The following is a 12,409-nucleotide window of genomic DNA, read 5'->3' as shown; positions in this document are numbered from 1 at the left end:
CTTCGTCAGGGAGACGGGCGCGCAGCGGCGCCCCAGGGGAAACGGCCGACCTTGATCGTCGCCACGGGCTCGAGGCTTGCCATGTCGATCACCGTCACGTCGCCCGAAACGCCGTTGGTGGTGAAGAGCTTGGTCTGGTCGGGCGAGAGCGCCATGTGCCAGACGCGGCGGCCGACGAGGATGTAGCGCTCGACCTCCAGCGTCTTTGCATCGACCACGGCGATGTGGTTCGCCGGGCCGAGGGCGATGAAGACCTTCGTCGCGTCGGGCGAGAAGAGCATCCCCACCGGCTGGATCTTTTCGGCCCGCACCCCCTTGATCGCGAAGGAAATCTTTCCCTTCTCGAGCTGCGTTGCGGCGTCGAACACCGCGACCGTGCCGCCGATCTCGGAACTCACCCAGAGCTCGGTGCCGTCGGGGCTGAACTCGGCGTGGCGCGGGCGCGAGTCGACCAGAGAATTCGCAATGATCTTGTGGGTTTGCGTGTCGATCCAATGGGCCATGTTGGTGGTTTCGGAGGTCGTCACCTGGACCTTGCCATCAGGCGAGATGCCCATGCCCTCGGGCTCGACGCCGACGTCGATCTGCGCCACCACCTTGCGGGTCTGGGTGTCGACCACCGTCGTCACCGCGTCATTCTCGTTCGCGATGTAGAGAAGCCGGTCGTCGGGGGCGAGGACGAACTGTTCGGGATCGTCGCCCGAGGGCAGGTCGTGCAGGACCTTGCCGGTCTCGGGGTCGATCACCTGCACCGCGTTGCTGTCCGAGGCGCAAACGTAGAGGTATTTGAAATCCTTCGAAAAGGTGATGCCGCGCGGGCGTTCGCCGACAGGATAGGTCGCCTTCACCGAAAGCGTGTCGACGTCGATCACGCTCAACGTGTCGTCCATCTCGTTCGTCACCCAGATCTCATCGGCGAGGGCCGGCGAGGCGAGCAGGGTGGTGAGCAGCAGGGTCCGGATCATTTCGCGCCTCCGAAGGCAGTGCACTGGGTTTCGGGCCGGTCGGGGCCGAGGGTGTCGAGCTCATTCGTGGCGTGGAGGAAGCCCTCGAACGGGGCCTGTGCCACCACCGCGCGTTCGGTGACGATCGGGATCGGCTGGCGCAGCTGGCCGTCCCAGTCTCGAAAGCCGAGCGGGCGGCCGAGAAAGCCGCCGATGCGGGCCTTGTCGGACAGGAGATAGCCGCGCAGCGTGGCAGCATCGCTGGCCCTGGTGCGGGTCGCGGCCTCGCCGATTGCGGCGACGGCGACCCAGGCGGCGTAGTCATCGGCGGTCATCGCGCGCCCGGCAAGGTCGCGAAAGCGGTTTTGCAGCTGCGCGGCGCCATTCTGCTCGACCACGCCGGCCCAGCCGACGGGCTTTGCCCCCTCGGAGCCCGCAAGCGGACGCGGCAGCCAGGTGTTATAGGCGACATAGCGGGCGAAATCGCCGGGCTCGTCGGCCACCAGCAGCAGGTCGTGCTCGGGCAGGTCCTGGGTGAAAAGCGGCACCTCGGCCGCCGCGGCCCGGCGCATGTTGGCGTCGAAATCCCAGGTCTTCCCGGCGGCGAGCGACAGGCCGAATTTCGTCAGTGACGCCCGCAGCGCGGCGGCATAGGCGCGGTCCTCGGGCAAGGTGCCCTCGATTATCGCCAGATGCGTCCAGCGCTTCGTCACGATGAACTGCGCCAGCGCATCGGTCCGCATCGCATAGGAGGGCAGGGTGTGCAGCACATTCGCCCGGCAGTCGGTGCCGCGCAGCGCCTCGTCCGGCGCCTCGGTGTTGAAGATCAGCGCGCCCTGCGCCTCGGGCAGATCGGCGAGCGCCAGCAGATCGGCCGCGGGCGCGCGCACGACGAGAACCCGCGCGCCGTCGGCCAGCGCCGCCTTCGCCGCCGGCAGGAACGCGGCTTCGGGCGGCACCACGGTCTCGACCAGGCGATAGTCCTGCCCGGTGAATTTGCCGGTCGTGGCGATATCGGTCAGCGACAGCCGCGCGCCGTCGAGGCCAAGCGTCGCGGGCTCGGCCTGCATGTTCGACAGCACCGGCGGCGGCACCACCTGCCGCTCGAGCCAGTCGATCCGCAGCATCTCTGCCTGCGCACCGGTCGCGCCCGCAAGCACGCCGGCCAGCACCCCTGCCAGCATCCGTTCCATGATGTCCTCCCTCGGCTCAAGGTGGGCGGCCGGGTCGCGTGCCCGCAATACGACCAATGTCTAGGTCGGGCGCGGGCCCGCGCGCGCTAGGCTGGCGGCGGGAGGACTCGCGATGAAGACATGGATGCTTGCAGCGATCACGTCGGCGCTGGCGCTGCCGGGCTTCGCCGAGGAACCCGACGGCGATCTCAATCCCGAGGAGCTGACGATCGAGCGCGTGCTGCGCGACGTCGGCCGCGGCGAGACCTCGATGACGAATTGCGCGACGGGCTATTTCATCACCAAGTCGGGCCGCCATGTCGAGGCGCGCGGCCTGTTCGAGCGCTGCGCCGCGGATGGCTGGACCGGGGCGATGACCTGGATGAGCCAGCTTGACGACAACGGGCTTGGCGGGCCGCTCGATCCGCAGGCGGCGGCCGAATGGGACCGGCAGGCGGCCGAGGCGGGCGACCCGGTCGGCGCCTTCAACTTCGGGCTCGACCTGATGCGCGGGCGCGGCGTGGCGCGTGACGCGGCGCGGGGCAGGGCGATGGTCGACCGCGCCGCCGAGGCGGGGCTGCCGGTCGCGCGCCGGCTGCGGGAGGCGGATTATGACCTCGACGCGGTGACGCCTGATGCGGACAACTGGAAATATGCGCCGCTGTCGTGAAAACCGCGACCAAAGTCGCATGGCCGGTTTGACCTGCATCAAGCCCGCCGGTGGCGTCCCCGGCCTAACCTTCCCCCAGCTCAGACACAGGAGAAAGCGCATGTTTCCCAAAGCCTTCGGCGCCGCAGCGGCGCTGTGCCTCGCGGCCCTTGGCGGGGCCGCCACGGCGGCCGACACCACCGACGCGGTGAAGATCGCCGCTGGCAAGGCCTATTTCGACAGCACCTGCCACCGCTGCCATTCGGTCGATGCCGACAAGAAGAGCTATGGCCCGCTGCTTGATGGCGTGGTCGGCCGCCGCGCCGGCACCTTCCCGGGCTATCCCTATTCCGAGGCGCTGCAGAAGGCGGGCTTCGTCTGGACGCCCGGCGCACTGCGCGCCTGGATGGAGGCGAACGACAAGTTCGTGCCGGGGACCAAGATGCGCCATGTCGGCATCGAGGATCCGACGGTGCAGGACTTCATCGTCACCTACCTCTCGACCCTCAGGAAATAACGGGTTTTCCGGGGTTTCTGGGCGTGTGCGGAGCCTCCGCGCGCGCCCCTTTCTTGCTGCGCCGAAACCCCGTCGGAGGGTCGTAAGACCAATGGACAATATACCTCTCGCGCCGCTCACCGATACTTGAACCCGAGTCCGCCCCCGGTGCGCAGTGCCCGGCCGGCGGGCAGGGAGTGATCGGGAGATCGGGAGGACGACTGCGATGAACCGTTTTGTTCTGGCCACGGTGCTGGCCATCACCTGTCTCGGCACGGCGGCGATGGCCGGGGTGACCGAGGAGGACCTGCTGAAGGATCAGGAAAGCACCGAGAATGTGCTGACCAACGGGATGGGGCGTAACCTGCAGCGCTACAGCCCGCTCGAGATCCTGAACAAGGACAACGTCAAGAACCTGGTGCCGGCCTGGGCGTTCTCGCTCGGGGGCGAGAAGCAGCGCGGTCAGGAAAGCCAGCCGCTGGTCTACGACGGGATGATGTTCATCACCGGCTCGTATTCGCGCATGTATGCGATCGACCTGAAGACCGGCAAGGAAGTCTGGCAATATGACGCCCGTCTGCCCGAGGGCATCCTGCCGTGCTGCGACGTCATCAACCGCGGCGCGGCGATCTATGGCGACAACATCTATTTCGGCACGCTCGACGCACGCATCCTCGCGCTCGATCTGAAGACCGGCAAGGTCAAGTGGAACAAGAAGATCGCCGATTACAAGGAGGGCTACTCCTACACCGCGGCGCCGCTGATCGTGAACGGGCTCGTGGTCACCGGCAATTCGGGCGGCGAATTCGGCATCGTCGGCGAGGTGCAGGCGCGCGACGCCGAGACCGGCGAGCTGGTCTGGACCCGGCCGATGATCGAAGGCAACATGGGCACCTACATGGGCAAGGAAAGCACCATGACGGGCACGCTCAATGCGACCTGGCCGGGCGACATGTGGAAGACCGGCGGCGGCGCGACCTGGCTGGGCGGTTCCTATGACGCCGACACCGACACGCTGATCTTCGGCGCGGGCAACCCGGCGCCCTGGAACAGCCACCTGCGCAACGCCGGTACGCCGGTCGAGGGCAACACGGGCGACAACCTCTATGCCGCAAGCCGCGTCGGCATCGACCCGAAGACCGGCGAGATCAAGTGGCACTTCCAGACCACGCCGCGCGAGGGCTGGGACTTCGACGGCGTGAACGAGGTCGTGGGCTTCGTCGACAAGGACGGCAACAAGCGCTATGCGACCGCCGACCGCAACGGCTTCTTTTATGTTCTGAACCGCGAGGACGGCAAGTTCGTCTCGGCCCATCCCTTCGTCAAGGAGATCAACTGGGCCAAGGGCATCGATGAGAACGGCCGGCCGATCTACAACGAGGAAAACCGCCCCGGCGCCCCCGATGCCGCGGCCGAAGGCGGCAAGGGCCAGCAGGTCTTCGCCGTGCCCTCGTTCCTCGGCGGCAAGAACTGGATGCCGATGGCCTACAACCAGAAGACCGGCCTGTTCTACGTGCCCTCGAACGAATGGGGCATGGACATCTGGAACGAGCCGATCAGCTACAAGAAGGGCGCGGCCTATCTGGGCGCGGGCTTCACCATCAAGCCGCTGTTCGAGGATTACATCGGCTCGCTGAAGGCGATGGACCCGAACACCGGCGAGGTGAAGTGGGAATACAAGAACTCGGCTCCGCTCTGGGGCGGGGTGATGTCGACCGCGGGTGGCCTCGTCTTCACCGGCAACCCCGAGGGCGAATTCATCGCCTTCGATGCCGACACCGGCGAGAAGCTGTGGTCGTTCCAGACCGGCTCGGGCATCGTCGGCCAGCCGATCACCTGGGAACAGGATGGCGAACAGTATGTCTCGGTCATGTCGGGCTGGGGTGGCGCGGTGCCGCTCTGGGGCGGCGAGGTCGCGAAGAAGGTCAACTACCTGAACCAGGGCGGCATGGTCTGGACCTTCAAGCTGCCGAAGCAGCTCGCCTCGGCGAACTGATCGTCACGAGTGGCCTTGGTTGGGGGCGCGGGGGAAACCTCGCGCCCTTTCGTCTGCGCGCTGCTCCGACCAAAGGACAGTATGGCGCACCGGCGGGGCTTGCTAGGGTGAGGGCAAGCCCGCAAGATCGGGAAAGACGACGACAGGATCACACGATGACCCATTCCGCCCCCGGCCTCCATCGCGGCGAGTTCCGCTCGGCGCTGATCGTCGATGACCATCCGCTGTTCTGCGACGCGCTCGGCATGACGCTGCAGGCGGTGGCGGGGATCGGGGAGATCGCCCAGGCCGACCGGCTGTCGGTGGCGCTCGCGCGGATCGAGGGGCAGGGGCCGCGCCCCGATGTCATCGTGCTCGACCTCAACCTGCCCGATGTGAACGGGCTCGAGGGGCTGATGAGCCTGCGCGCGGCGGCGCCCGATCTGCCGATCGTCGTCGTCTCCTCGGTCGACGAGCCGCGGGTGATCCGCGCGGCGATCCTGGCGGGCGCGGCGGGCTTCGTGCCCAAGCATTCGAAGCGTGAGCTGTTCCGCGCGGCCTTTGCCGCGATCGCGCGCGGCGAGACCTTCGTGCCCGAAAGCACCGGCGAGACGCTGGCCGAGGGCAATGGCATGACGCCGCAGGACGAGGCGATCCGCCGGCTCAGCGCGCTCACCCGGCAGCAGGCGAACATCCTCGAACAGATCTGCGCCGGCAAGATGAACAAGCAGATCGCCTATGACCTGTCGATCGCCGAGACCACGGTCAAGGCCCATGTCACCGCGATCATGCGCAAGCTCGGCGTCTACAGCCGCACCCAGGCGGTGCTGCTGGCACGCGAGGCGCAGACGACGGGGGCATTGCCCGGAAGCTGGCAGTCGCGCTAGGCTGCGTGAGGGAGGACCTCATGCCAGAACAGCAGATCACCGGAGCCGCCGCGCCGGAGCCGTTGCCGTGCCCGGTATCCGCCTCGGCGCCCGCCGGGGCGGAAAACCTGATCGCGCGGCTGGCCCGGGACCTCGGCCCCGGGCCCTTCGCGCAGGTCTTCCTGTTTGCCAGCCCCGCGGCCGATCTCGGCTCGCTCTGCACCGCCGCCGAAGCGGCCTTTCCGCGTGCGCTGGTGTGCGGCTGCACCACGGCGGGCGAGCTGACCGGGGCGGGCTATGACGAAGGGCAGGTGGTGGCCTTCGCGCTGCCGCAGGCGGGCTTCGAGGTCGAGATGCTGCTGATCGAGAACCTCGACCGGCTCGATCCGAAGGCGCTGATCGGCGAGGTGCTGCGCGCCCGCCAGAGCCTTGGCCGGCGCGCGGGCGCGGCGATCCACGAATTCGCCGTGCTGCTTGTCGACGGGCTCTCGGGCGAGGAAGACCGGCTGGTGGCGCAGCTTTCGGGCGCCCTTGGTGCGGTGCCGATCGTCGGCGGCTCGGCGGGCGATGGCGGCGACTTCCGCCGCACCGAGATCTGCGCGCGGGGAAGGGTGCTCGGCAATGCCGCGATCCTCAGCCTGGTGCGCTCGTCCTGCGCGGTGCAGCCGTTCTCGCTCGATCATCTGCAGCCGACCGGGCGGCGGATGGTGGTGACCGGCGCCGATCCTGCGCGCCGCATCGTCACCCGGATCAATGACGAACCCGCGGCGCAGGAATATGCGCGCCTGCTCGGCCTTGCACCCGGGCAGCTGTCGTCCTTCGTCTTCGCCTCGCATCCGGTGCTGGTGCGCGCGGGCGGGCGCCACCACGTGCGCGCGATCCAGTCGGTCGGTCCGGACGGCGCGCTGATCTTCTTTGCCGCGATCGCCGAGGGGCTGGTGCTGACACTTGCCGAGCCCACCGACATCGCCGAGCACCTCGAACGTGAACTCGCGGCGCTGGCCCGCGACGGCGCGCCCTCGGCGATCCTCGGCTTCGACTGCATCTTCCGCCGGATCGAGGCGACGGCGCGGCAACGGGTGCGGGCGGTCTCGGAAACCCTTGCCCGCCACCATGTCACCGGCTTTTCGACCTATGGCGAACAGATCGGCGCGATGCACGTCAATCAGACGATGACGGGCCTGGCCTTCTTCCCGCCGGGAGAGCGGCGATGAGCGGGCAGGGGATCGACGCCGATCTGGCGCTGTCGCTGGTCGATCCGGCCGACAGCCTGGCGCGGCAGAACGAAAAGCTGCTGACCATCGCCGGCGCGCTGATCCGTCATGCCGAGGAGATGACCGAGGACCGCGGCACCGGCTTTGCCCAGTTCCAGCGTGCCGCGATGCTCGAGGAACAGGTGCGCGAGCGCACCCGCGACCTCGAACGCGCGCTTGACCTGCTCAACGCCTCGAACGCGCGGCTCGCCGACGCCAATCGCGAGACCGAGACGACGCGGCAGAACCTTGCCGCCGCGGTCGAGACGCTGCAGGAAGGCTTTGCGCTCTTCGACAGCAGCGAAATTCTGGTGATGTGCAACACGCGCTTCAACGCGCTTTTGCCCGACATCCGCGATCAGCTGATGCCGGGGCTGCATTTCTCGGACTATCTGCGCACCGTGGCGCGCTCGCGCCATCTCGGCCTGGCCGAGGGCATGACCCCCGAGAGCTGGATCGAGATGCGCCGGTTGCGCCACGAGCAGCACCATTTCATCCTGACCCAGAGAATGGGCGCGGACCGCTGGGTGCAGGTCTCGGAACACCGCACCCAGGATGGCGGCACGGTGATCTTGCAGACCGAGGTGACCGATCTGATCCGCGCCGAGCGGCGCGAGCGCGGGCGGATGCTCGACGATCAGGCGGCGGTCTTGCGCGCCACGCTCGAACACCTGAACCTCGGGGTGTGCATCTTCGACGCGCGGCTGCATCTGCTGGGCTGGAACGAGCGGATGGCCGATTACCTGACCTTGCCGCGCAACCGGCTGCGCACCGGGATGCATTTCGACACGCTGCTGGAACAGGTGCGCAACCAGTTCATCTTCCCGAACGGGCTCAGCGCCTATCGGCTCGCCGACTGGGTGCGACGCGCCCGCCGGCGCGACCATTTCCAGATGGAGGTGCGCCACGAGGGCGGGCAGATCTACGAGATCTTCGCGCAGGAGCTGCCCGACGGCGGCTTCGTGATCTCGCTCGCCGATGTCACCGCGGAACGCTCGGCGCTGGTGGCGCTCGAGCGCGCGAACGAGACACTCGAGGCGCGGGTGGCCGAGCGCACGCTTGAACTCGAGGATGCGCTCGAGCGGGCCGAGCGGGCGAATGCCTCGCGCTCGCGCTTCGTCGCGGCAGCAAGCCACGACCTGTTGCAGCCGCTCTCGGCGGCCAAACTCTATCTGACCTCTCTCGGCGACGATGCGATCAGCCCGGCCGCACGCGGCACGCTGGAAAAGGCGCAAAACGCGCTGTTGTCGGTCGAGGGCATCCTCGGTGCACTGCTCGACATCTCGCGCCTGGAATCGGGCCGCGTCGCGGTCGACATGGCGCCGGTGGCGCTCGGGCCGATGTTCCGCGCGCTCGCCGACGAATTCACCCCGATTGCGGCGCTGAAGGGGATCGGTCTGGTGATCCGGCCGACGGAAGCCGTGGTGATCTCCGACCGGGCCTATCTGCGGCGGATCCTGCAGAACCTGATCTCGAACGCGATCCGCTACACCGAGCGCGGCCGCGTCGCGGTGCTGACGCGCCGGCGCGGCCCGATGCTGCGCGTCGAGGTGCGCGACAGCGGCACCGGCATCGCCGAGGAGGATCAGGAGCTGATCTTCCGCGAATTCCACCGGCTGAACGCCCATGCCTCGGCCTCGGAGGGGATGGGGCTTGGCCTTGCCATCGTCGAGCGCGCGGCGGCGGTGCTTGGCCATCCGCTCGGCCTGCGCTCGGCGCCCGGCTGCGGCTCGACCTTCAGCGTCCGGCTGCAGCCGGTGGCGGGCCCGGTGCCGCGGCCCGAGGGGCCGGCGCCGGTCGAGATGCGGGACGCCGAGGCGCGCGATCTGCTGGTGCTGCTGGTCGAGAACGACGCGGCGCTGGCGGGCGCGATGGTGCAGCTGCTGGAGAAATGGGGGGTGACGGTGCTCGACGTCGCGAGCGGCGAAGAGGCGCTCGAGCTGATCGACGCGACCGGGGTCGAGCCTGACATCTGCCTGATCGACTTCCAGCTCGGCGACGGCATCGACGGGCTCGACTGTCTGGCGGCGCTGCGCGCAAGGCTGGGCGATGTGAGCGCGCGGATCGTCACCGCCGACCGCAGCGAGGCGCTGCAACGCCGGGCGACGGCGATGGCGGCGCAGATCATGGCAAAGCCGATCCCGCCATCGGATCTGGCGACCGTGCTGTTCGGTCGTCAGCGCCGTGGCTGAACCCGCAGCGGGGTCCCTTTTCCCGGGGTATCCGTTTGGCCAATAATTGGTAAAAGGTAAAGTGCCGTGCGAAAATCGCACATCTCGTAGTAGACACAAGGGGGTGAGGTTGTCAACGCCTTTGGCGCAAATTCTGGCGTGAACATAAACAGAACAGGTTAACACGCACGATGACAACGCATTATGAGGTGAAAACAACCTCTGGTTGAACTGCGTCGTTTGCAGGCACGATCCATCCGGGGGATGCAGTATCACCATTCCCTCCCTTGAGGGAGGGGGATCAACCCCCCTTGCGCTACGCCCCCCAGTCATGGGGGGCTGCGCATAGGCGGCACCGGGGACACTCAGCAGCGCGCGCAGAGCGAACGGAGAGCAAGCACCGTGCTACCTGCCGAACCGTGCCCCGGGCCAACACAGGACGCTGGCGTTGCGCCAGCTCAACCACGCCCCCGGCCCCTACAGCCCTTAATGAAGAGAGCGGGGCCGGGGGCTTATTTCTTACGATCACACCACGGGACAAAGGCCCGTGAACCACCCCCCTTGGATTTGGTATCCTTGGGACGCTCCTTGCAGACCGTCTTTCGCGGGTCATCCAGCATGTCCCGCACCTCCTCCCGTCGCCGGGAAGGTGAGGCGGGCGAGCTTCGTGCCTCGCTCGCGGCAGTCGGGATTGATACCGCTTCCGCGCTCAGCACGGCGCTCGGCAAGTGACGCTCGGCCCGGAGTCGAGCGATATTGCCAGACGCCGGCCTCGTCCTCGAAGCGTTCAATACCTCGCTCGGCAAGCGCCGCTTCGGTAAGGAATCCGAGGCACCAATCGCAGGCGACAGCGGCGCCGCATCGCCGGGCAAAATCACGACGCGCGCTTTCGCCGGCTGCTTGAGAGCGCCGCCGCTCAATCTCGACTTCGAGGGGGTCCTCTTCTTCGTCGGTTTGTGGGCCATTCAGGATCTCCAAATCTGCCTCGCGCTCACGACACGAGGCAAGCAAAGAGGGCCACTGCGGCGCAGGCGCGCCGGTGGCCCATACAACGCGCCTGTTCAGCGCGACGAGAGCCCAGAGCGTTTTCTCACGAAAGGCACCGCTCGGGACGTAATAGCCGTGAAAATCGGGTATCCTCAGCTCCACGGCAGGAAGCACCGCGCGCATCGCGTCAAGCGCTTCCATCTTCGAATAGAGCCACGCCTCCCCGATCGCGGGGCGCTTGCTCATTCGAAACAGACCAGTGGCGAAATTCTCGGCCTTCGCCTCGCGCATAGTGTCCTGCGACTTTTCGCCGGTAAACTGGTCTTTCAAACAATAAGAGAGAACATAATTCATGCCGCCCTGATCGGGCTCCTGCACAGTCACGAAACCGAAAGGCCACATGGACCAATGAAGGCGCTTCTTCCGCTTCCCAATAGTCAGCATGTCCGCGAGCCGCGTCAAAACACCATACCGCCCGCGCACCTCGCCGAGCGCCGTCACCTCAAAATTGGAATACAGGATCATATGCCAATGGCAGCGCCCATTCCGGTCGCCCTGCTCCCCAGCAACCAAGAAGCGTAGCACCGGCACAAGGTTCCACCGCTTCCGCTTGGCCTGCCGCCGCGCCGCAGCGCGCAGCCGCCCCATAAACGCCTGAACATCAGCATACGCGAACATTCGCGCACCGTCTCGCCCCTCGGGGGTCTCGTCCGAATAGGTCAACGCCAGCACAAGACAATGCTCATGCTGGGTTTTTTCCATCATCGCCCGCGCCACCCAATTATGGCGGCGCGTCGAGATGCACTGATCGCACGTGCGACAGGCGAAGACCTTGCCGTCTTTCTCAATAGGTCGAGTGCACATGAATTAGTCTCTTTAATTGCATACAGGAACAAGGGATGCTGAGCCCCCCACCCGCCCACTGTTCCAGATGGGCGGGCAGGGCAGGGCGACGGCTACAGCCAGTCGCCGCTTTCGACGTGAAAGCCCGGGCAGAGTTTCGGGGCATAATCATTATGCCCCGAAACCTGCTTGATACCGTCGATCTCGCGCAGCTTGGCCTTGACGGCCTGCGCCTGCGCGGCGGTAAACCAGTCATCGAACCGCCCGATATGGGTCACCTGCTGACTTTCAATCAGCAGAAAGCCCAGCGTGCCGGTGTTATGACCGAGAACATGGGCGCCGGTCATCGTGAACGGGCGCCCCGAATACCAGGTGCCATCGGGCATGAAGAGCCCGTGATAGCCAAAGCCATGCTTGAACCCGCGCTCGGTGTGCCAACGATTGACCGTGGCGAACACCTGAAACGGCCCCATATGGGCGAATTGCCCGGTCCTGATCGCCGCGCAATGCAAGACCACCTCGCGCACAGGGGCGCGAGCCTTTCCTTGCAAAATCATGTGATTACCTCAGCTTTTTAAAGTGCCCGCCCGCCGTGACCTCATAGTCACAGAGCAGGCCAACGAAAGAGCCATGCTGCTCAATCTCGACGCGATAGGTCCTCGCGACGATCCGCGCCGCGATCTGCACGGCCTCTAGGAAGTCGGGCGGCAAGGCCTCGCCGTGGTCATGGCTGACCACGACGAAACCACCAGTGAAGGGCTCGCGCACCCACTTGGCCGGCCAGCCGTGCTTGACCAGCATCTTGACAATGAGTGTCGCGAGGTATTCCAGCGCGCCCCGATCTTTCGGGACACGCCAGATCCTCTTCACATAGCGCCGGCTACTCACCCACCTGCGCCGTCGCCTCCGGCGTCTCGATCACCTCGGGATCGGACTCGACCGGCGCTTTCGGCATACGCTCGACCTGCGCGAGGGCGCGCTCACGCGCCTCCACCCGCGCCGTCGCCGCCTGCATCCGCGCCATGGTGAGGCGCATCTCGCGCTCCATCCGGC

The 12,409-nt window shown here is 66.8% G+C and carries 11 protein-coding genes; 6 read left to right on the top strand and 5 right to left on the bottom strand.

The window, feature by feature from the left end; genetic code table 11:
- Positions 1 to 5 precede the first annotated feature (5 nt).
- Positions 6 to 965 carry a YVTN family beta-propeller repeat protein gene (locus EOW66_RS14755; RefSeq protein ID WP_128157072.1) on the bottom strand — a complete coding sequence of 320 codons (960 nt, stop codon included), beginning with the start codon at positions 963 to 965 and terminating at the stop codon, positions 6 to 8.
- Positions 962 to 2,137, bottom strand: a complete 1,176-nt coding sequence (locus EOW66_RS14750) for an ABC transporter substrate-binding protein (RefSeq protein WP_128157071.1) — start codon at positions 2,135 to 2,137, stop codon at positions 962 to 964. Before EOW66_RS14750 ends, EOW66_RS14755 begins: the two co-directional genes overlap by 4 nt.
- A gap of 112 nt (positions 2,138 to 2,249) precedes the next feature.
- Between EOW66_RS14750 and EOW66_RS14745 the strand changes: the two genes are divergently transcribed.
- From EOW66_RS14745 to EOW66_RS14720, 6 genes are all read left to right on the top strand, one after another.
- Entirely contained in the window at positions 2,250 to 2,786 is a 537-nt protein-coding gene (locus EOW66_RS14745; RefSeq protein ID WP_128157070.1) for a tetratricopeptide repeat protein, read from the top strand.
- A gap of 100 nt (positions 2,787 to 2,886) precedes the next feature.
- The gene (locus EOW66_RS14740; protein ID WP_128157069.1) at positions 2,887 to 3,282 is read left to right on the top strand and encodes a c-type cytochrome; all 396 of its coding nucleotides are present in this window, start codon (positions 2,887 to 2,889) and stop codon (positions 3,280 to 3,282) included.
- A 205-nt stretch (positions 3,283 to 3,487) separates the two neighbouring features.
- Positions 3,488 to 5,257 (top strand): PQQ-dependent methanol/ethanol family dehydrogenase, encoded by a 1,770-nt coding sequence (locus tag EOW66_RS14735; RefSeq protein WP_128157068.1) that lies wholly within the window; start codon positions 3,488 to 3,490, stop codon positions 5,255 to 5,257.
- Between the two features lie 155 nt (positions 5,258 to 5,412).
- Entirely contained in the window at positions 5,413 to 6,123 is a 711-nt protein-coding gene (locus EOW66_RS14730) for a response regulator (protein ID WP_128157067.1), read from the top strand.
- Between the two features lie 20 nt (positions 6,124 to 6,143).
- On the top strand, positions 6,144 to 7,316 hold the full coding sequence (locus EOW66_RS14725) for an FIST N-terminal domain-containing protein (RefSeq protein WP_128157066.1): 1,173 nt from the start codon (positions 6,144 to 6,146) through the stop codon (positions 7,314 to 7,316).
- Positions 7,313 to 9,547, top strand: coding sequence for a hybrid sensor histidine kinase/response regulator (locus EOW66_RS14720; RefSeq protein ID WP_128157065.1), 2,235 nt, complete (start codon positions 7,313 to 7,315; stop codon positions 9,545 to 9,547). Before EOW66_RS14725 ends, EOW66_RS14720 begins: the two co-directional genes overlap by 4 nt.
- A 588-nt stretch (positions 9,548 to 10,135) precedes the next feature.
- On the opposite strand, the gene EOW66_RS14715 is transcribed toward EOW66_RS14720, so the two are convergent.
- The 3 genes from EOW66_RS14715 to EOW66_RS14705 form a co-directional block, all read right to left on the bottom strand.
- Positions 10,136 to 11,377, bottom strand: coding sequence for a rolling circle replication-associated protein (locus EOW66_RS14715; protein WP_164881144.1), 1,242 nt, complete (start codon positions 11,375 to 11,377; stop codon positions 10,136 to 10,138).
- Between the two features lie 92 nt (positions 11,378 to 11,469).
- Positions 11,470 to 11,883, bottom strand: a complete 414-nt coding sequence (locus EOW66_RS14710) for an N-acetylmuramoyl-L-alanine amidase (protein ID WP_164881143.1) — start codon at positions 11,881 to 11,883, stop codon at positions 11,470 to 11,472.
- 34 nt (positions 11,884 to 11,917) lie between these two features.
- Positions 11,918 to 12,157: a hypothetical protein gene (locus tag EOW66_RS14705; RefSeq protein WP_128157062.1), complete on the bottom strand. Its 240-nt coding sequence runs from the start codon at positions 12,155 to 12,157 to the stop codon at positions 11,918 to 11,920.
- Positions 12,158 to 12,409 lie beyond the last annotated feature (252 nt).

Origin of the sequence: Paenirhodobacter huangdaonensis (assembly GCF_004022465.1) — a bacterium.
Taxonomy (GTDB): Bacteria; Pseudomonadota; Alphaproteobacteria; order Rhodobacterales; family Rhodobacteraceae; genus Rhodobacter; species Rhodobacter huangdaonensis.
This window is presented reverse-complemented; position numbering and strand designations above follow the sequence as displayed.

What these genes read in the sequence shown, in the direction of transcription:
- EOW66_RS14735 (WP_128157068.1), top strand. Translation starts at nt 3,488, where the DNA reads ATGAACCGTTTTGTTCTGGCCACGGTGCTGGCCATCACCTGTCTCGGC.
- EOW66_RS14725 (WP_128157066.1), top strand. Translation starts at nt 6,144, where the DNA reads ATGCCAGAACAGCAGATCACCGGAGCCGCCGCGCCGGAGCCGTTGCCG.
- EOW66_RS14715 (WP_164881144.1), bottom strand. Translation starts at nt 11,377, where the DNA reads ATGTGCACTCGACCTATTGAGAAAGACGGCAAGGTCTTCGCCTGTCGC.
- EOW66_RS14740 (WP_128157069.1), top strand. Translation starts at nt 2,887, where the DNA reads ATGTTTCCCAAAGCCTTCGGCGCCGCAGCGGCGCTGTGCCTCGCGGCC.
- EOW66_RS14730 (WP_128157067.1), top strand. Translation starts at nt 5,413, where the DNA reads ATGACCCATTCCGCCCCCGGCCTCCATCGCGGCGAGTTCCGCTCGGCG.
- EOW66_RS14705 (WP_128157062.1), bottom strand. Translation starts at nt 12,157, where the DNA reads ATGCTGGTCAAGCACGGCTGGCCGGCCAAGTGGGTGCGCGAGCCCTTC.
- EOW66_RS14720 (WP_128157065.1), top strand. Translation starts at nt 7,313, where the DNA reads ATGAGCGGGCAGGGGATCGACGCCGATCTGGCGCTGTCGCTGGTCGAT.
- EOW66_RS14745 (WP_128157070.1), top strand. Translation starts at nt 2,250, where the DNA reads ATGAAGACATGGATGCTTGCAGCGATCACGTCGGCGCTGGCGCTGCCG.
- EOW66_RS14755 (WP_128157072.1), bottom strand. Translation starts at nt 965, where the DNA reads ATGATCCGGACCCTGCTGCTCACCACCCTGCTCGCCTCGCCGGCCCTC.
- EOW66_RS14750 (WP_128157071.1), bottom strand. Translation starts at nt 2,137, where the DNA reads ATGGAACGGATGCTGGCAGGGGTGCTGGCCGGCGTGCTTGCGGGCGCG.